Source organism: Streptomyces sp. NPDC043878 (assembly GCF_056435735.1).
In genome coordinates this window covers 270,111-287,672 of record NZ_JBWKDW010000004.1, presented here as the reverse complement: position 1 = coordinate 287,672, position 17,562 = coordinate 270,111, and the positions used below count along the sequence as shown (strand labels likewise).

General features: G+C 66.9%; 15 protein-coding genes and 1 pseudogene. 7 read left to right on the top strand and 9 right to left on the bottom strand.

What is annotated here, in order from left to right; genetic code table 11:
- Positions 1-192: 192 nt before the first annotated feature.
- On the top strand, positions 193-654 hold the full coding sequence (locus AC07AZ_RS08955) for a GFA family protein (protein ID WP_478845330.1): 462 nt from the start codon (positions 193-195) through the stop codon (positions 652-654).
- 384 nt (positions 655-1,038) lie between these two features.
- Here the strand turns inward: AC07AZ_RS08955 and AC07AZ_RS08950 are convergent.
- From AC07AZ_RS08950 to AC07AZ_RS08910, 9 genes and pseudogenes are all read right to left on the bottom strand, one after another.
- Positions 1,039-1,200: pseudogene (locus AC07AZ_RS08950) on the bottom strand (transposase); the annotation flags it as partial.
- Positions 1,201-1,367: 167 nt separating this feature from the next.
- A complete protein-coding gene (locus AC07AZ_RS08945) occupies positions 1,368-2,225 on the bottom strand; it encodes an alpha/beta fold hydrolase (protein ID WP_478845328.1) in 858 nt (285 codons plus the stop codon).
- A gap of 88 nt (positions 2,226-2,313) precedes the next feature.
- Positions 2,314-5,175 (bottom strand): non-ribosomal peptide synthetase, encoded by a 2,862-nt coding sequence (locus tag AC07AZ_RS08940; RefSeq protein ID WP_478845326.1) that lies wholly within the window; start codon positions 5,173-5,175, stop codon positions 2,314-2,316.
- A gap of 44 nt (positions 5,176-5,219) precedes the next feature.
- Complete coding sequence (locus AC07AZ_RS08935; RefSeq protein WP_478845324.1) at positions 5,220-6,044, bottom strand: mycofactocin-coupled SDR family oxidoreductase; 825 nt, start codon at positions 6,042-6,044, stop codon at positions 5,220-5,222.
- A gap of 12 nt (positions 6,045-6,056) precedes the next feature.
- On the bottom strand, positions 6,057-6,764 hold the full coding sequence (locus AC07AZ_RS08930) for a thioesterase II family protein (RefSeq protein ID WP_478845322.1): 708 nt from the start codon (positions 6,762-6,764) through the stop codon (positions 6,057-6,059).
- 83 nt (positions 6,765-6,847) lie between these two features.
- Positions 6,848-7,618 carry a thioesterase II family protein gene (locus tag AC07AZ_RS08925; protein WP_478845320.1) on the bottom strand — a complete coding sequence of 257 codons (771 nt, stop codon included), beginning with the start codon at positions 7,616-7,618 and terminating at the stop codon, positions 6,848-6,850.
- Positions 7,615-8,979 carry a condensation domain-containing protein gene (locus AC07AZ_RS08920; RefSeq protein ID WP_478845318.1) on the bottom strand — a complete coding sequence of 455 codons (1,365 nt, stop codon included), beginning with the start codon at positions 8,977-8,979 and terminating at the stop codon, positions 7,615-7,617. Before AC07AZ_RS08920 ends, AC07AZ_RS08925 begins: the two co-directional genes overlap by 4 nt.
- Before the next feature lie 30 nt (positions 8,980-9,009).
- The gene (locus AC07AZ_RS08915) at positions 9,010-10,245 is read right to left on the bottom strand and encodes an MFS transporter (protein ID WP_478845316.1); all 1,236 of its coding nucleotides are present in this window, start codon (positions 10,243-10,245) and stop codon (positions 9,010-9,012) included.
- A 98-nt stretch (positions 10,246-10,343) separates the two neighbouring features.
- Positions 10,344-12,122 carry a non-ribosomal peptide synthetase gene (locus AC07AZ_RS08910; RefSeq protein WP_478845314.1) on the bottom strand — a complete coding sequence of 593 codons (1,779 nt, stop codon included), beginning with the start codon at positions 12,120-12,122 and terminating at the stop codon, positions 10,344-10,346.
- Between the two features lie 449 nt (positions 12,123-12,571).
- Between AC07AZ_RS08910 and AC07AZ_RS08905 the strand changes: the two genes are divergently transcribed.
- The 6 genes from AC07AZ_RS08905 to AC07AZ_RS08880 are packed head-to-tail and all read left to right on the top strand — an operon-like array spanning position 12,572 to position 17,551.
- Positions 12,572-12,781 carry an MbtH family protein gene (locus tag AC07AZ_RS08905; protein ID WP_351992223.1) on the top strand — a complete coding sequence of 70 codons (210 nt, stop codon included), beginning with the start codon at positions 12,572-12,574 and terminating at the stop codon, positions 12,779-12,781.
- Positions 12,782-12,824: 43 nt separating this feature from the next.
- The gene (locus tag AC07AZ_RS08900) at positions 12,825-13,592 is read left to right on the top strand and encodes an FkbM family methyltransferase (protein ID WP_478845312.1); all 768 of its coding nucleotides are present in this window, start codon (positions 12,825-12,827) and stop codon (positions 13,590-13,592) included.
- A 3-nt stretch (positions 13,593-13,595) separates the two neighbouring features.
- A complete protein-coding gene (locus AC07AZ_RS08895) occupies positions 13,596-14,807 on the top strand; it encodes a cytochrome P450 (RefSeq protein ID WP_478845310.1) in 1,212 nt (403 codons plus the stop codon).
- Positions 14,804-15,046: a phosphopantetheine-binding protein gene (locus AC07AZ_RS08890; RefSeq protein ID WP_478845308.1), complete on the top strand. Its 243-nt coding sequence runs from the start codon at positions 14,804-14,806 to the stop codon at positions 15,044-15,046. Before AC07AZ_RS08895 ends, AC07AZ_RS08890 begins: the two co-directional genes overlap by 4 nt.
- On the top strand, positions 15,043-16,308 hold the full coding sequence (locus AC07AZ_RS08885; RefSeq protein WP_478845306.1) for an ATP-grasp domain-containing protein: 1,266 nt from the start codon (positions 15,043-15,045) through the stop codon (positions 16,306-16,308). The genes AC07AZ_RS08890 and AC07AZ_RS08885 overlap by 4 nt, the downstream gene beginning before the upstream one ends.
- Positions 16,309-16,336: 28 nt before the next feature.
- A complete protein-coding gene (locus AC07AZ_RS08880; protein ID WP_478845304.1) occupies positions 16,337-17,551 on the top strand; it encodes a cytochrome P450 in 1,215 nt (404 codons plus the stop codon).
- Positions 17,552-17,562 lie beyond the last annotated feature (11 nt).

Below are 17,562 nucleotides of genomic sequence, written 5' to 3'. Positions count from 1 at the left end.
GGTTGGCGGCTTCTGCTCGTGGTGCGTTCCCCGCCGTCCCGCGTCGGTGGTTCAGGCCGATCCGGGAAGGACGTCCTGATCCGTGGGGTTCCTGCCCAGTACTGAGGGGCGTCGAACGGATCAAGGATGCAGTCTGGTCACGTCAGAGCTGCGCCCAAGGGTGTCATCGGTAGGAACTCGAAGGAGTAAGTCATGTCGGACAAGTTCACAGGGCGTTGCGCGTGCGGCGCCATCACATACGAGTTCAGCAACGCACCCGAATTCGTCGCGAACTGCTACTGCAAGGACTGTCAGAGATCGTCCGGCGGTGTCATGGCGTCCTACTTCAGCGTCGCCCAGGACGACTTCAAGCTCCTCAGTGGCAGCCCGCGTTCCTATCCATATGTGGCCGACAGCGGGAACACGCTGGAACGCAACTTCTGCCCTGATTGCGGTGCCCGGGTCTTCACCGACAAGCTTTCGGGATTCCCGGGCCAGGTGTTCGTGATGCTCGGCAGCCTCGACGACCCTGAAAGCGTCAAGCAGCCGCTCATGGAGATCTTCACGGCGCGCCGCATCTCCTGGACCGCGGCGCTCGACGTACCGCAGTATCGCGCTCGTCCCGACGCAGACCCGCAGTCCACAGAGGGGCGTCTGCCTGGGGGCTGTGGCTGACACAGCGGGACCTTGGCCCGGAAATGTTCCGGAACTGCTGGGCAGAGCTGGGATACGAGTGGGGGACATCGGCAGTAAGGGCGCATCTCGACTCACGGCTCAGGTGTGCGCTGCGAAGGGCGTCTGACGGGAATCTTGCCTGGTCAGGCGCCCTTTCTCGGCCGCCTAGAAGAGGTCCAGCTTCTTCGGCGAGTAGGCCAGGAGGTTCTTCGTCTGCTGGTGGTACAGGCTCACCATTACCTCTGACCTGCGGCAAAGGGTGGAATCGTCTGCCGCTGAGCCGAGTTGGTCCGGATCTTGGTCCGTGATCTGTGGTGTTGGTGTGCCAGACCTGCGGTACGACGTGGCGCAGGCCGTAACGACCGCCAGGGGCGTCCAGCTTCACTTGACGCGGGCCCACACGGCCTCGACCAGGTTCAGGTCGGGAAAGCAGGTGGGCGGCAGGAACACCGTCAGCCATTCCCGTGCGTCGATCAACTCTCGCATCGTTCGGGAGACGTGGGTGTCGAGCCGGTCCCGGACCGACACGAGCGGTGCCTTGATGAGCGCCCGACGGTTCTGGTTCCTCGGTCCCGAGGGCGACGACAGGCCACACGGCACGATGCTGCCGCGCGACTCCGCCGGAGCATCGAGCGGAAGGGTTCCGCCTGGTGTGCTTGGTGCTTGGGCGATTTCTCCGTGTACGGGGTGGACGTGGACCACGTACGCCGTCGCTAAGCAGCCCCGCCGCCCTTGAGGTGGTCATGGATCGCCTCAGCGAGAACCGAAGGGTCGTCAAGCCAGGGGAAGTGACCTCCCGACGGTTGAACGAACGTTTTCCCGTGAGGGAATACGGCTGCGAGCCGTTCGCCGGTGCTCGGCGTGGGGAAGGGGTCCAGCTCACCGGTGATCACCAGTACGGGAACGGGCAGCTGCCGCAGAGCCGTGCGCAGGGACTCAGCGTCGAAGTCGAATCCCTCGTAGAAGCCCTCGGCCGCGGCGAGGCTGATCTGCTCCAGGTCGCTCTCCGCATGCGTCCGCGCCGCTTCGTCCCAACGGCCGTAGTAGAAGGGAGCCGCAGGCACTCGGTAGGGCAGGGTTTCCGCCATGGTGCTGGAGCCGACCCAGCCGTCGATCGCCTGGCGAGCCTGCGGGTACCACTCTTCGTGTGCCCGCAGCAACAGCGCTTCGTGGAAGTCCTTGACGTCGATGCCCACGAGACGGCTACTGGGAGCGACAAGGATGAGATGAGAGACCCGGTGAGGATGGCGCAGAGCGTAGAGGATCGCGGTGTTGGCGGCGGATGAATGCGCGAGCAGAACGGGGCGCTCGTAGCCGAGGTGCCTCATCAATGCCTCGACATCGTGGACCGAGGCGGCGGCACGGTACGTCGCGGGGTCGTCCGGGGTGGCGGATTGCCCGGTGCCACGGTTGTCCAGGCGGATGACGGTGCTGCCGGGCAGGCCGGCGGTGATTCCGGAGAGATAGGCGGACGCTCGTCCGGGACCTCCCGCAAGGCAGACGATCGGTGGCCCCTCCCCGGATATGTGGTATGTGAGTTCGAGGCCGTCGAAAGACGGGAACGTGGGCATGCGCGTGACTCCTTCCGGTTGTTCCTGCTTCCCGCATGGTGCTGCTTCCCTCGGGAACCTCAGGCCCGGTGTCTTCGGGTGTCCGCGATCAATGGGAGGTTTCCGTGAGCTGCTGCACCAGGGAAATGAACTGGCGGGCCGTCGAGTTCCTGTAGAGCTCCCTGGGTGAGACCTTGGGCAGCCCTTCGGCGCGGAGCGCGGCGAGGGCTTGGACAACCATGAGCGAATTGCCGCCCAGCTTGAAGAAGTTGTCATCCGGTCCGACCTCGGTCTTCAGGAGGGCGCTCCAGACGCGAAGGACGGTTGCGGCCGGGTCGGCAGGGGGGACCCGAGCCGTCTGCGGTGCCCCTTCCGCGGGCACCGCTGAGAGGCGAGTGGCGGCAGCGCGAGGATCAGGCAGCCTGGTGGTGTCGAGCTTGCCGTTGATGGTCAGAGGGATCTCGCTGAGCCTCGTCAGGGTGGAGGGGACCATGTAGTCAGGCAGCACGGCTCGGAGGCGGGCTTGCACCGCGTCCAGGTCCAATGCGTCGTCCGCTGCGGCCACGTAGCCGTCGAGCCGCCTGCTCGCCGGGTTCGCCGGGTCGTCCTGACGCACGACCACAGCCGCTGCGGAAACGCCGCTGGAGTCGATCAACGCGGCCCGGATTTCGTCCAGCTCGATGCGGTAGCCGCGCACCTTGACCTGATTGTCCAAGCGGCCCAGGTGGTCGAAGCTGCCGTCGAGCCGCATCCGCCCCTGATCTCCGCTTCGGTAGATGAGTTCGCCCGTGACAGGGTCGTGCACGAAACGCTCGGCGGTGAGGTCGGGCTTGCCGAGATAGCGGTCGGCCACTCCTGCGCCCCCTACGCAGAGTTCGCCGATCGCCCCCGGGGGGAGGAGCCGGCCGTGCATGTCGCGGACGGACACGTGCCAACCGGGCAGAGGCCTGCCGACCGAACGGGACCCGGAGGCGACATCCTTCGGTGTCACGGTGTGGGAGGTGACATGCACAGTGGTCTCAGTGATCCCGAACATGTTCACGAGCCGGCAGTGCGCGGGCGAACGGCGGGCGTACCAGGCTCCCAGCATCCCGGTGTCGAGCGGTTCTCCGCCGAAGATGATCAGCCGGAGCGCCGTATCGCGTTCCTGCAACCTGCCCGCGTGGAGGAGCTGGGAGAACGCCGAGGGCGTCTGGTTCAGCACCGTGACCCGCTCGGTGAGAACAAGCTCGCAGAATTCGTCGGTGTCCCGTGTCACCCAGTACGGCACCACCACCAGACGTCCACCGGTGAGCAGGCATCCCCACATTTCCCAGACCGAGAAGTCGAAGGCGCTTGAGTGGAAGAGGGTCCAGGTGTCGTCCGGGCCGAGGTGGAGATCAGCTGTCGTAGCCTCCACCAGGGCAATGACGTTGCGGTGCGGCACGACGACGCCCTTGGGACGTCCCGTCGAACCCGAGGTGTAGATCACGTACGCCGTGCCCGCCGCGTCGCTGGCCGAGGGCTCCAGCTCGGGCGACGGCGCGGCGGTGCCTCGTTCGGCCACATCGGCGGGGCTCACCACCACCGCTCCGTCCGGTGCTGGAAACGTGTCCAGCGTCGTGACGACGACGCACAGGCCCGCGTCCGCAGCCGTGTATCGCAGGCGTTCGACCGGGTGTCGGGTATCCATCGGGACGTAGGCGGCACCGGCCTTGAGGACGGCCAGCAGAACCACGACGAGGTCTGCGTCGCGTTCGAGGCACACACCCACGAGGTCGCCGGGAGCGACTCCCAGGTCGCGGAGTCCGGCCGCGCAGATCCCGGCACGGCTGTCGAGCTCCTGGTAGGTCAGCCGGGCGGAGCCGGCCGTCAGGCACGTGGCATGAGGCGACGCCCGGGCGATCTCCGCGAAGCGCTGGTGAATCGCCCAATCCGACGGGGGAGCTGTGATGCCCAGTCCCCCCAGGGCGAGGATGTCGCGTGCGGTATCACCGGTCAGGGGGTCGACCTCGGTGAGCAGCCGCCGTCCTGTCCCCGAGCTCAGCTGCGTGGCGACCCCGGCCAGATAGGAGCAGAACTGTTCGGCGACGGTGCGGGAGACGGCTGCCTCTTCGAATCGGCAGCTGGCGTCCAGCGTTCCGTCAGCCCGTTCGGTGACGCGGAGGGTGAGGGGGAACAGCGGCCCCAGTGTGGGCTCGTAGTCTTCTCGGCCCTCCTTGGTGTGGATGATGCCCACACTCGGCAGAGGTTCGTGATCCGTTCGTTCCTCGGGGCGGGCTGCGGCGCGGGCGAGCAGGTCGGACACGTCGTGACGGCCCTCATGCGTCGTGAGGGTGATGACGCGCGGCTCCGGATGTTCGGCGGGGTCCAGGGTGCCGAGCCGGACGGTCTCCTCTCCGCTGTACCGAGCCACGGTCAGCGCCGTGGCCCCGGTGAGGGACGTCCTGTCGACTGCGCTCTCCAGCGAGAGGTTCAGCGAGGTCCAGCCGGTCGGGGATGCGTCGTGATGGTCGGGGAGTCCCCATGCGGGCCGAAGGGCGTCCCCTCGCCCGGAGTCCGGGGCAGACTCCGGGAGCATGTCGCAGGCCAGGACCGCACCAGAGTCGGCGTCTTCGGACGTCAGCAGAGATGTCAGCACGGCGGCGGCCCGGCGCAGGCTCGGAAACGGCACGCGGGAACGATCCGCCACCAGAATGAGATCGTGCGCGTCGTCGTAGCGCAGCAGCACCACACGCAGCGGAGCGACTCCTGCGCGGATCGGACGCGCCGCCTCGGCAGCTCGTCTGCGCTGTGCCTCGGGTGCCGCCACCCGCGCGTGCACGCGGGTGGTCCAGAGGTTCGCCCCGCCGTACACGGTCTGCATCTCGGCTTCGGCGAGCCGTTCGCGTGTGCGCTCGGCTTCGAAGCCGAGCGCGAGCCTGACAACGAGGCTGTGGCATGCCGCAGCCGGCTGGAGCGGCACGGTATCCGTGATCGCGCGTATGGTCATGAACGGTCCTCCGCCGGTGCAATGGTGAGTGGGAGTGGGTACCGTCAGCGAGCCGTGAAGCCGCCGTCGACCGTGAGGACGGTGCCGGTGACCTGGCGGGATTCGTCGCTCGCGAGCCACAGGGCGGCGTGGGAGACATCGGCGGGGTCGATCAGGGCGTTCATGGGCTGGTCACGAACGAAGATCGTTTCGTGTTCCGCCACGGACACGTCCAGCGACCGTGCGATCTCGGACAGCATGCGGCCCTCTCGCGCCGGGGCGTCGTGCACCGATCCCGGGCAGAGGGCGTTCACACGAACCTGCGCGGGCGCGTAGTCCAGTGCCGCGGCCTTGGTCAGGCCGATCAGTCCGTGTTTGGCCGCGACGTATCCGGCGAAGCGCCGGTACCCGACCAGGCCCGCGGTGGAGGAGACGTTGACGATGCTGCCCGAACGCTGCCCGGCCATATGGGGAAGTGCCGCCTTCATCATGCGCCAGGCGCCCGTGAGGTCGACGTCGATCATGAGCGACCACTCCGGCTCGGTGATGTCCTCCATGAGCTTTCCCGAAGGCGCGGCGATGCCCGCGTTGTTGACAAGGACGTCCAGGCGCCCGAAGCGTTCCAGGGCGGCGGTGACACCTGCCTGACAGTCGTCCTGACTGCGCACGTCGGCCGTGACGGCGACGGCGCAGGCACCGGTCCGTTCGCATTCCTGGGCCGTGAAGTCCAGTTGAGCCTGCGAACCGAGGGCGTACGGGACACCGTCGATGTCCCGTCCGATGTCGAGGAGCACCAGATCGGCGCCCTCCGCGGCGAATCTGAGGGCGCAGTCGCGTCCCAGGCCGCGTGCTGCGCCGGTGATCAGCGCTGTCTTGCCCGTGAGTCTCATGTGCCGTCCCCCTCAGAGCCGTGTGCTGGACAGGACGCGCAGGAGCGGATCAGGGCTTTCGGCCAGGTACATGTGGCTGCCGGGGAGTTCCTGGTAGGCGAAGGCACCTCGGGTGCAGGTCGCCCACTCACGCGACTGCCGAGCGGACACCAGGAGGTCGTCGGCGCCGCGCAGCGCGGTGATCGGCGCGGCCAGCGGTTCGCCGTCGGCCGGCCGGTAGTTCTCGTGCATGGCGACGTCGGCGCGCAGAACGGGCAGGAGGATTTCACGTAGTTCCGGCACGTCGAACGCCTCGTGGCGGTACCCGGCGAACTCGTGGACACGGGCGAGGAATTCCTCGTCGTCGAGACCGGTGGCCCGCTCGGTGCGGCCACCCCGCGGCCCGGGGGATCCGCTCACGTAGAGGTGGCTCAGGCGGCCGGGGTGTGATCGTTCGAAGACGCGCGCCATCTCGTACGCGACCACTGCGCCCAGGCTGTGCCCGAACAGAACCAGGGGCGCGTCGGGATCGGCTCCGTCGAGTACGTCTGGGACGAGGGCTGCCCCGGCCGACCGGACGTCGTCGAAGGGCTCCTCTCCGAACAGCTCTTCCCGCCCGGGAAACTGAATGGCCAGGACGCGGGCCTGGCCGCCGAAGGGAACCGGCGGCCAGGCGCGGTAAAACGACGCTCCGCTGCCGGCGAAGGGGAGACAAACGAGGGTGAAAGGCTGGTTCGTCATGGTCCTGGAGTTGTTGGGGAGCGACCCGAACGGTCAGCTCGGATGGTCGGGTGTCAGCCGTGGGGTCGAGTGCGCGCGACTGCTCACAGCGCGATCTGCCGGCGGATACGGGCGGTCACCGGCGCCATATGATCGTTGACGTAGAAGTGGCCGCCTTCCAGAAGGTGTACCTCGCCGGGGCCCGTCGTCAGTTCCGCCCACCGCGCGACGTCCGCTGGGACGACGGCGTTATCGGTGGTGCCGCCGAAGGCCACGACGGGACAGTCCAGCGTGCGGTGCTGTTCCCCGTAGCGGTACGACAGCGAGATCCGGCGGTCGGCACGCAGCGTTTCGAGGACCAGTTCCATGAGTTCGGGGTGTTCGAAGGCTTCCGGGTCCATTCCGCCGCGGTCCACCAGAGCCTCGATGAGTTCCGCGTCGGTCGGTTCGCCGTCCGGGACGAGGACGTCACGCCGGATGTGCGAGGCGGGAGCGGCGGAGGGGAAGAAGGCCCTGACCGGCCGTCCCATGCGGGCTAGGCGCCAGCACACCTCGAAGCCGAGCATGGCGCCGAGACTGTGGCCGAAGACGTGAAGCTCCTCCTCCGCTGCGAGGGCTTCGGCCACCGGGTCGGCGAGCTCGGCCATCGAGAGGGCGGCGCGCTCCGCGAAGCGGGGGCCGCGACCGGGATACTGCACAGCGACGATCCGCACATCGTCGGGGAACCACCGGGCCCACTTTGCGTATCCCTGGGCCAGCCCGCCGGCGTGCGGCAGGATGGCCAGTGTCGCGCGCGGTCCCGTTGCGGTCGGCCGTGGTTCCCACAACCACTTGTTCAGGCTCTGGCCAAGGGCATCGGCGTTCGCCGTGCTCATGAAGATCCCTTCTGCTCATGAGGTGCGTTGCCCGACTGCCTGCCGGCGGGAAACAGCGGAGAATCCGGCTCACGCGCGAACAGGACCGGCATCGCCGCCAGGTCTTCGGCCAGCGCCCGCAGCGCGGACTCACCCACCCGCTCGGGGTCGAAGTAGAAACGTCCCGTGAAGCAGCCTTCGGACAGCTCGACCATCAGAGTGAGGTCGAAACGGGCCGGCGGGACGAAGAGCCAGGGGTCCGCGCTTACCACGGCTCCGTGCACCGCCCCCGGGTCCTGGGGCCGTTCCTCCACGGAGAACGCCACGTTGCACAGCGCCGGTGCGGCGGACTCACCACGGGCCGGAGCGGCGGAGCGGACCACGTGCTGGAACGGTATGTCCTTGTGGAGCAGGGCCTGAACCATGACGTCGCTGACCTGTTCCACGAACTGTCCGGCGGTAACGGTGGGTTCCGTGTCGAGACGGATCAGCAGCGTGTTGTCGAAGGGACCGATGACGGCCTCGAACTCCTTTGCCGGGCGTTCGGTGACCGGCGTGCCAATGATCAAGTCCTGAGTGCCGGTGCGGCGTGCCAGCGACGCGGCGAACGAGGCCAGCAGCACCATGAACGGGGTGGCTCCCAGGTCGGCGCAGGCCCGCGCGGTGGCCTGCACGGCCTCGAGCGAAAAATCGAACTCGACCACCCCCCGGGAGAGTTCGTCAGGGAAGGCGGGACGCAGGTCCGGTGCGGTGAAGTGCAGTGGTGCGGGCGGATCGAGAAGCCGCTGTGTCCAGTAGGTCAGCTGTTCAGCCGCGTCGGCGCCGTCAAGCCAGTCACGCTGCAGCCGGGCGAAGTCGCCGTAGGCGGCGGACGGCTCAGGCAGAGCCGGGTCCTTCCCGGAGGCGTAGGCGTCATAGAGGTGCCAGAGCTCCCTGGTCAGGATGGGGCCGGACAGTCCGTCGAAAGCGCCGTGGTGGACGACGACGAGCACCATATGGACCGCCCCCGGCAAATGCACGACCTGCAGGCGCAGCAAGGGCCCCCTGCTCAGATCGAACGGCCGTATCGCCGCGTCGTACAGAAGCCTGTCCAGGGCACTGCCTCGGCCGTCTGCTTCGGCTTGTCCCACGTCGACCCGGACGTCCTCCGGCGGTGTCAGTCTCCCCGAGGGCACACCCATGGTGTCGTCGAAGCGCGTGCGAAGGGCGCCGTGGCGTCGCGTCACCGACTGCGCCGCCCGGTGCAGAGCGGTGTCGTCGAGCGCCCCTGTGAGCCGGAAACACAAGGGGACGTTGTAGCTGCCCTCCGGGGCCAGCTGGTCCACGACCCAAAGACGTTCCTGCGTTGCAGACAGAGTAACTGGATCACCGGTGTCACGCATGTCTCTCTCCAAGGTACGGCGCATCGTGGCTCAGGCCGGGGCCGCATCCAGCCCCGCGCGGTTGTTGCGCAGCGGGCCCGAGGCCAGTCCCAGCAGCCCGACGGCGACGATCACGGCAGCGCAGATGGTGAGGGCCGTCACCGCACTGCTGAATTCGGCCAGGTTGCCCAGCACGTTGTTCATGAGCAGCAGGGCGAGGCTCTGGACGAGAACGAGCACCGCCTGGATGCGCGAAAGGTGACTGTCGGGTGTCACCGCGAGGACCAGGGGCATGATGTGTGCGGCGAAGAGGCCGTTGCCGATGCCGACTCCGAAGCCGGCCACGAGAACAACTCCCGCACTGGGTGAGAGCGCCATGCCCAGGACACCGGCACCGGCCACGATGAGGCCGCATGCGGCGAGGAGCCCGGGGCGGCCCAGCGCTCCGCGGCGCAGGACCAGGAGCGTGACGGCGACCATACCGACCCCCTGCGCTCCGATCGCCAGCCCGGCGGCACTCGCGTCCCAGTGCTGCTCGCGCGCCAGGAGCGGGAGCAGCAGGGGAAGGACCGGCAGCAGGAAGCCCGCGGCGGCACCGGTCATCAGCAGCGCCGGACGCAGGACCGGGTGTGCGAAGGCGACGCTCACACCGTCCCAGGCGTCCTTGACCAGATGGCCCGTCCTCGGCGCGGGAGGTGGCTCGTGCCGAGGACGGACGGCGATCAGTACCGCCAGCACGAGCGCGAACGTCACGGCGTTCACCAGGGCGGCCCCTGCCAGCCCCGCCAGGCCGACCACAATGCCGCCCAGCGGCCCACCTCCCATGTTGACCACCTGACCGCCCACCTGGCGCAGGGAGAGCGCACGGGGCAACTGCTCCTTGCCCACCAGGCGGCGCGGCATGGAGCCGGAGGCGGGAAGGTAGAACGCGTCGATGACGCCGACCACGACGCCGGCCACGATGAGCACGGCGGGCGAGGCTCCGAGGCGGTAGGCGACGGCAGCCAGGATGAGGGAGAAGACCAGCATGGCCGCGTCACCTGCGATCAGGACGCGACGCGCGCTGAATCGGTCGCTGACCGCGCCGCCGATGAGGAGCAGAAGCACCCTCGGCAGGGTGATGGCGCTCAGGGCCAGTCCTGCGACCGCGCCACCACTCGCGCTCGCAGCCCAGCCGATCGCGAAGTAGAAGACCGCGTCCCCGGCAAGGGACGCCAGAACGCCGGCCAGCCACAGCAAGTAGGAACCCGGCAGCCGCGCCGCGCTCCTGGTGCCCGCAGTCGACACGGTCGGCGTAGAGCCGGAGGGGCTCGTGTAGCGAGCTGAGATGAGAGGCTCCTGGGGCTGAGGTCTGCGTGTCGGCGGAGGATCAGGTGTCGACGTGATCAGGCGTCGGCGGACTGGGCGGCGACCAGATCGTCGAGCTCGGCCGCCAGCGCTCTGACGGTGCGGGAGGCGAACAGCTGGCGCATCGTCAGGCGCACGCCGAAGCGGTCGCGGAGCATGGCGACAACGCGCGTGGCGATCAGTGAATGGCCGCCGAGCTCGAAGAAGTCCGCGTCAGCGCTTTCGACCGGCGCCTCAAGCACGGACGTCCAGACCTTGGCGACGAGTTCCTGTGTCGGCGTGTCGAGGCCGTGCGCCGGCATCGTCTGGTCACTCTCCTGAACCAGCTGCGCCAGCTGAGTCAGATCGGCCTTGCCCGCGACGGTCCGGGGGATGTGGTCCAGACGCAGAATCCGGGAGGGCACCAGGTGTCCGGGCAGTTCCGCCCGGAGTGCGGCCCTTATCGTTTCGGGCTCCAACACTTGATCGGCCTCGGGGACCACAGCCAAGGCCAGCACGGAGCCACTGGCCACAGATGCGGTGAAGGCCACGGCGGTCCGCACGTCCGGCAATGCCCGCGCGGCACTCTCGACCTCGCCGGGCTCCACGCGAAAGCCCCGGATCTTGAGCTGGCCGTCGGTCCGCCCGACGTATTCGAGTGCTCCGTCGGGACGGCTGCGCACGAGGTCGCCGGTGCGGTACATCCGCTCGCCATCGCCCGACGGGTCGGGAAGGAAGCGCGCGGCTGTGAGGCCGGGCCGATTCAGATAGCCGCGGCCTACACCGGCACCGGAGATGAACAGTTCACCGACATCCCCAGGCGCAACCGGTCGCAGCCGTTCGTCCAGGACCTGAACGCGGTAGTTGGGCAGCGGGCGGCCGATGGTGGACGGGTCGTCACCGGCGTAGGTATCCGCCCATGTCGCGCAGATCGTCGTCTCGGTCGGTCCGTAGGCGTTGACGAACCGCCGTCCACGCGCCCAGCGGGCCGCGAGGTCGGGCGCGCATGCCTCACCCGCAGAGACCACGACCCGCAGGCCTGCCGCCGGTGCCGGTGGTTCGTTGACGGCGAGAAGAGAGGGGGTGGCCGTCACGAAGGCCACCTCGCCACTCAGGAGTGAGCCGCCCTCGTCCCGCGGGTCCGAGAGCACAACGCCTCGCCCGTTCACCAGGGGGATGAGCGTGGACCAGAGCCAGCCGTCGAAGGAGGGGGCCAGTACATTGCCGCCCTCCAGGCCTTCGTCCGGCGCCAGGGTGTCTACGGCCGTGAGTAGGTTGGTGATGTTTCCGTAGGTGATGCTGACCCCTTTGGGAGCCCCCGTCGTGCCCGAGGTGTAGACGATGTAGGCCATGGAATGCGGGGACAGCGGGCCGGGCGGAACGGCTGACGGCGACGCGCCGGCGACTGCCGGGTCGATGTGTGTGACCTGGCTGTCCGCGAATGCGGCCTTGTCGAGGGACACGACCGCTGCGACGCCGGCGTCCTGGACCAGGGCGGACAGTCGGGCGTTCGGATGCCCCGGGTCGAGCGCTACGAACGCGGCGCCTGCGCGCCAAGTGCCGATGAGCGTGGCAACCAGATCGCGCGACCGGTCGAGATGCGCTCCCACGGCCGTCTCCGGGCCCACACCCAGGCGCAGCAGTTCGGCAGCGATCGCGTCCGCCCGCCCGTTCAGCTCCCCGAAGGTGTAGGTGCCGTCATACGCACGCACAGCCACAGTTCCAGGGGTCCTGCAAGCGTGTACGGCAACTGCTGCTGCGGGATTGAAGGGAGCTCCGGCTGTTGTTTGTTCATCGCCAGACGCTCTGGTATCCACGACATCCTGCTGTGCAGTCATTGCCTGAAACCCACTTCCGTCACTGAGTGAAAGGAACTTTTTCGTAAGCGCTCAGCTGTGCGCCTCCTACGCGCGAGAGATGTCGGGAAAGTCCACTTGGCGGCGGAGTATGGAAGTTGTGTAGTTGCTGCGGACTTCGGCGGCTGTCCTGAAGGCGTGAGCGCTGGATCGGTTCGCAGTGCATCATCTCTACCGCGCAAAATCAAGGGTGGACTTCCTGGCGTCTGGCTCATATTGTTCGGCCGAAAATAAAGGGTGGACTTCTTTTCGTCTGGCTCATATTGTTTGGCCAATGCATCTAGGCCAGGTATGCGCTCACTCTCTTATGCGGTGAAAGTGATTGCAGCGCGTTCTCGTCGAGCTCGACTTCGCTGCGAGAGCGGCCGTCGGCGCCACTTGGAGTCCACTCTGGATTCGCATGTTCCTCCCCTCAGTCACTGGAGCGACTCATGGCCGACCTCACCATTCTCGCCTGGACCGTTCTCGTCAACTCGGAGCAACAGTACGGACTGCACCCCGCTGACCTGCCCATTCCCAAGGGATGGCAGGAGGCTGGGTACGCCGGCACAGAAGAGGAATGCATGCGTCACGTGGACGCTGTCTGGACGGACATAAGACCACTGAGTCTTCGAGAAGCTCTCGGCTCTTCCGTGGCCTAAGGGGTTGGCTAGTCCAGGCTATTTCCCTAGAAGGGTCGCGGTAATGGAAGAGATGAAACTCCCCAATGGGCTGACGGTGAGCCATGTCAACGCAGGGGAGACCGCCCTGCTGTACCGAGACATATTTGTCGAGCGCTGCTATATTCAGCACGCAATATCACTCAATCCCGGGGATACGGTACTCGATGTCGGCGCAAATATCGGCATGGCCTCGTTGTTTCTGCATCTAGAATGCCGGGGGCTGACCTTTCATGCCTTCGAGCCGGCGCCCATTCCGTATGCGGCGCTGCAGGAGAACTTTTCCCTGCATGGCATCCAGGGGCATGCGACGCCCTGCGCGCTCTCCGATCATTCGGGTGCCGCCACCTTGACCTATTACCCGGATTCGACGTCGATGTCGGGCTTCCACGCCGACCCGGAGGCCGAGTCGGCCCTGATGCGCACCTTCCTGATGCGCAGTGGGCTCGACGACGAGGACGTCGACGACATGGTCAGCGGCCGGCACACGGCGCAGGCCATCGAATGTCCGGTGCGGACCCTGTCCGAGGTGATCGCCGAGCGCGGCATTGCCTCGATCGATCTCCTGAAGATCGACGTCGAGAAGAGCGAGCTGGAGGTGCTACGCGGCCTGGCGGACGAGGACTGGCCGAAGGTTCGCCAAGTCGTTGCCGAAGTCCACGACATCGACGGTGCGCTCGAAAGCTTCACCTCACTGCTGCGGAAGCACGGGTTCGCGGTCGCTCTCGAGCAGGACGCGCTGTTGGGCGGCACCGAGATCTACGAGGCCTTTGCTGTCCGGAAGGGAGCCTGAGCTGTGTCCATCATCGATGTCGCGGACCCCGGCCTTTACGAGTCCGGCGATCCGATCGCCGTTTGGGCACACCTCCGTGCCACGACACCTGTCGTCTGGACCGAGCACGCAGCCGGCCCCGGATTCTGGTCCGTAATGTCGTACGAGCCAGCCCTCCAGGTCTACCGCAACACCACTTCTTTCACCTCCGAGTTGGGCATGCGGGTCGACTCCGACCCAGCCGCGGTCAAGGCGGCGGCCGGCAAGATGCTGATTGTCAGTGACCCACCCGTCCACCCTCGCCTGCGCAAGCTGATGAGCTCGGCATTCGTGCCCCGGGTGGTGGCTACGCTCGAGGAATCCATGCGCCGGGTGATCGAGCCGCTGGTCGAGCAGGCGCTGGAGAAAGACAGCGTCGACTTCGTCGACGAGATCGCCGCAGTCCTGCCCGCGGCGATCATCTGCGACATCATGAACGTGCCGCAGGCGGAACGCTCAACGATGATCGAGCTGACCAGCCAGGCGTTCGGTGCATCCGTAGGAACCTCCAGTGGGTGCCCTATGGACCAGCTGCGGAAAACCGAAGCCCACGCGGAGATCTTCCTCTACTACACGGATCTCGTGGAAGAGCGCCGACGCAATCCCGGGGACGACGTGGTCAGCGCGCTGATCCGGGGCGACATGGGCGGACGCAAGCTCACCAACGAAGAAATTCTGCTCAATTGTGACGGACTCGTCACCGGCGCCAACGAGACGACCCGCCATGGCTCGTCCGCCGGGCTGATCGCGCTCATCGAGAACCCAGAGGAGTGGCAGCGTCTGAAGGCGGGCGAGGTCGACATCGAGTCCGCAGTCGACGAAGTGCTCCGCTACACCAGTCCCGCCCTGCACGTCATGCGCGTCGCCACGCAGGACGTGGAGGTCGGCGGGCAGCACGTTCGTGCCGGCGAAGCCGTGGTGTTGTGGAACGCCTCGGCAAACCGGGATGAGAGCGTCTTCCCCGACCCGGACCGATTCGACCTCGGACGTACACCCAACCGGCACCTCACGTTCGGGATAGGGCCGCATTTCTGCCTGGGAGCGCCTCTGGCCCGGGTCGAGCTGAAGGTGCTGCTGCAGGTGCTGGCGGAACGGGTGGGGCATATGGCGATCACCGGCCCGGTGGAGCGTATGAGATCCAATTTCATGTGGGGTATCGACCGCCTGCCGGTTGCCCTCTCGAGGGAGACACGTTGACCGACGAAATCGTCAGCCGCACCCGGGAACACGCGACTACCGCTTGGACGGAGATCCTGAACGGAGCCGTCCCGGCGGAGACCGACAACTTCTTCCAGACGGGCGGCACCAGCCTGAAGGCGCTGCGCCTCTGCGCACGCCTCAGCGGCCTCCTCGGCCGCAAGGTGCCGGTGAAGCTACTGCTCAAGAACAGCACCTTCGGCGCATTTGTAAGCGCTCTGGAGACCGCGGACGTATGAAGAAGCTGATCGTCGTCTACGACAAGGGCGCGGTAAACCCGCTCGAGGCTTACGCCGGGCTGTCCGCCATCGCGCGGCCGGTGTTCGCCGTTGCCCCGTCGGAACATGGTGAGCGGGCCCTCAACGTGGTGGAGAGGCTGGGCGAGTCGGTGGTTCTCGGGCCCTCGGCGAGCCAGTCCGCGGATCGCTTGCGGACGTTCACTGCCGCGGGCATCGTGACGTTCAGCGAGGACATGGTGGAACCCACCGCCGAGCTCGCGAGGCATCTGGGTCTCTCCTATCATCTGGAACCGACTTTGGGATGCCTCAAGGACAAGCACCGGCAGCGGCTGCGCCTGCGCGAACGCGGTGTGGACGCGACCATGACCCGTCGCATTCAGAGCCGCGCCGACGTCGCGGCGGCGATGGCGGAATTCGACGCGCCGGTCATCCTGAAGCCGGCCCGAGGTGGGGCGAGTCGGGATACACATGTGATCACTCACCCGGACCGGGGCGGGCAGCTCGTCGACGCGATCCTCGACAGGTATCTCCCGGCGGGGCTGGTCATCGAAGAACTGCTGGTCGGTCGTGAGATGCCGGCCGGGATCGGGGACTACATCTCGATCGAGAGTGCCGTCGTGGACGGGCGCGTCACGCATCTGGCGGTGACCGGCAAGTTCGCCCTCGCGGCTCCGTTCCGAGAGGTCGGACAGTTCTGGCCCGCCTTGCTGGACGAGGACATCCGGCGCGCGTCATTGAACCTCGCGACCGCCGGCCTTGCCGCGTTGGACGTGCGTCGGGGCGTGACGCATACCGAGATCAAATTGACACCCGACGGACCTCGCATCATCGAGATCAACGGTCGGCTCGGCGGCCACATCCACGAGCTCGCGCGACGCACCGGCGTCCCATCGCCGATCGAGATCGCGGGGACCATCGCGCTCGGAGGGGATCCGATGCCGTCGATGTTCAGTCCCCCTCCCGGGGTGTATTGGCAATACAACACGCCAGCCCCGCGGAGGCGGGCCCGGTTGGTGGCGAACGCCAATGCGGCCACGGTCACCGCTCTCGAGGGAATCTCGCAATACACGCCCTACTACCAGAAGGGCGATCTGTTGGACCTGGACGTCATGACCAATCCGCTCGATGTCATCTCCGGGTACTCGAAGACCCACGAAGAGATGCTGAAGCAGGTCGACAGGCTCCTCGACCACGTCGTCTATCGACTTGCCATGGACGGCACCGAATCCGCCGTGACAGCGCGGGAGTTGGCTGACATATGAATGGCCATGCAGATTTGGCGGGAGCGACATGACCTTCACCACGCCCGTGGAGCCGGCAGCGGACCTCGCCGATCCAGGATTCCACGCGGGTACAGCCGCGCACGACCACCTTCGGCAGCTCCGGCGCCATGACCCGGTGGCGTGGCAGCCTGCCCGCGATGGCGTTCCGGGATTTTGGAACGTGAGCAGATACTCCGACGTCGTGCAGGTGTGCAGATCGGCCGATGTGTTCGTATCCGGCCGGGGAAACGTGCTGAACACCCTGCTCGCGGGTGGTGATACGGCGGCCCAACAGATGCTCGCGGTCTCGGACGGTCCGCGCCATGCCGCGATTCGCAAGCTGCTGTGGAGGGCCCTTACGCCCGAGGCCCTGAGTCACACGGCCGACCGCGTCCGGGCCAACACCCGCGACCTGATTCGTCGAGCGGTCGCCGACGGGTCGTGCGAGTTCGCGCATGACGTGGCGGCCCATATCCCTCTCATGGCCATCTGTGATCTGTTCGGCATTCCAGCATCGGACCGGGCGTTCATCCTGCGCCACGCGAGTTCGGCCCTCAGCTCGGACACCGAGGAGCACGCGGCCGAGGAGAACTTGCGTTCCAAGAGCGAAATCCTGCTCTACTTCACCCGCTTCGTCGCCTACTGCTCTCGTCAGCCGTCGTCCTCGAGGTCGCCGCTGATGGATGTGCTCATCGACGGGACCATCGACGGCCGGAGTCTCCGGTCTGAGGAGATCATCTACAACTGCTACAGCCTGATCCTCGGCGGAGATGAGACGACGCGACTCGCCATGATCAGCGGGGTTCTGGAGCTCGTCCGTCGTCCCGATCAATGGACGCTGTTGAAGTCAGGGACGCCCATCGATGCGGCGGTCAACGAAGTGCTCCGATGGAGCACACCGGTCATGCACGTGGGGCGCACGGCCGGCGCGTCGGTGACGCTGGGCGCGCGTGACATCGTCGAGGGCGACCTCATCATCGCCTGGCTGTCATCGGCCAATTTCGATGAGGAGGAGTTCGGCGATCCTGCGAGCTTCGACGTGACGCGGGCGCCCAACCGCCACGTGACGTTGTCCCATGGTCCGCACTTCTGTATCGGTGCCTATCTGGCGAAGATCGAGGTGGCAGCCCTGCTGCAGACGATGCGCGAGGAAGTGCGCGAGATGGAACTGAGCGGCGAACCGCTCCCCATTTATTCGAACCTGCTCAGTGGGTATTCGAAGCTTCCCCTGCGGATGCAGTGACGAAGGATGGA

Coding starts and splice junctions, on each gene's coding strand:
- AC07AZ_RS08955 (WP_478845330.1), top strand. CDS start 193: ATGTCGGACAAGTTCACAGGGCGTTGCGCGTGCGGCGCCATCACATAC.
- AC07AZ_RS08945 (WP_478845328.1), bottom strand. CDS start 2,225: ATGCCCACGTTCCCGTCTTTCGACGGCCTCGAACTCACATACCACATA.
- AC07AZ_RS08940 (WP_478845326.1), bottom strand. CDS start 5,175: ATGACCATACGCGCGATCACGGATACCGTGCCGCTCCAGCCGGCTGCG.
- AC07AZ_RS08935 (WP_478845324.1), bottom strand. CDS start 6,044: ATGAGACTCACGGGCAAGACAGCGCTGATCACCGGCGCAGCACGCGGC.
- AC07AZ_RS08930 (WP_478845322.1), bottom strand. CDS start 6,764: ATGACGAACCAGCCTTTCACCCTCGTTTGTCTCCCCTTCGCCGGCAGC.
- AC07AZ_RS08925 (WP_478845320.1), bottom strand. CDS start 7,618: ATGAGCACGGCGAACGCCGATGCCCTTGGCCAGAGCCTGAACAAGTGG.
- AC07AZ_RS08920 (WP_478845318.1), bottom strand. CDS start 8,979: ATGCGTGACACCGGTGATCCAGTTACTCTGTCTGCAACGCAGGAACGT.
- AC07AZ_RS08910 (WP_478845314.1), bottom strand. CDS start 12,122: ATGACTGCACAGCAGGATGTCGTGGATACCAGAGCGTCTGGCGATGAA.
- AC07AZ_RS08905 (WP_351992223.1), top strand. CDS start 12,572: ATGGCCGACCTCACCATTCTCGCCTGGACCGTTCTCGTCAACTCGGAG.
- AC07AZ_RS08900 (WP_478845312.1), top strand. CDS start 12,825: ATGGAAGAGATGAAACTCCCCAATGGGCTGACGGTGAGCCATGTCAAC.
- AC07AZ_RS08885 (WP_478845306.1), top strand. CDS start 15,043: ATGAAGAAGCTGATCGTCGTCTACGACAAGGGCGCGGTAAACCCGCTC.
- AC07AZ_RS08880 (WP_478845304.1), top strand. CDS start 16,337: ATGACCTTCACCACGCCCGTGGAGCCGGCAGCGGACCTCGCCGATCCA.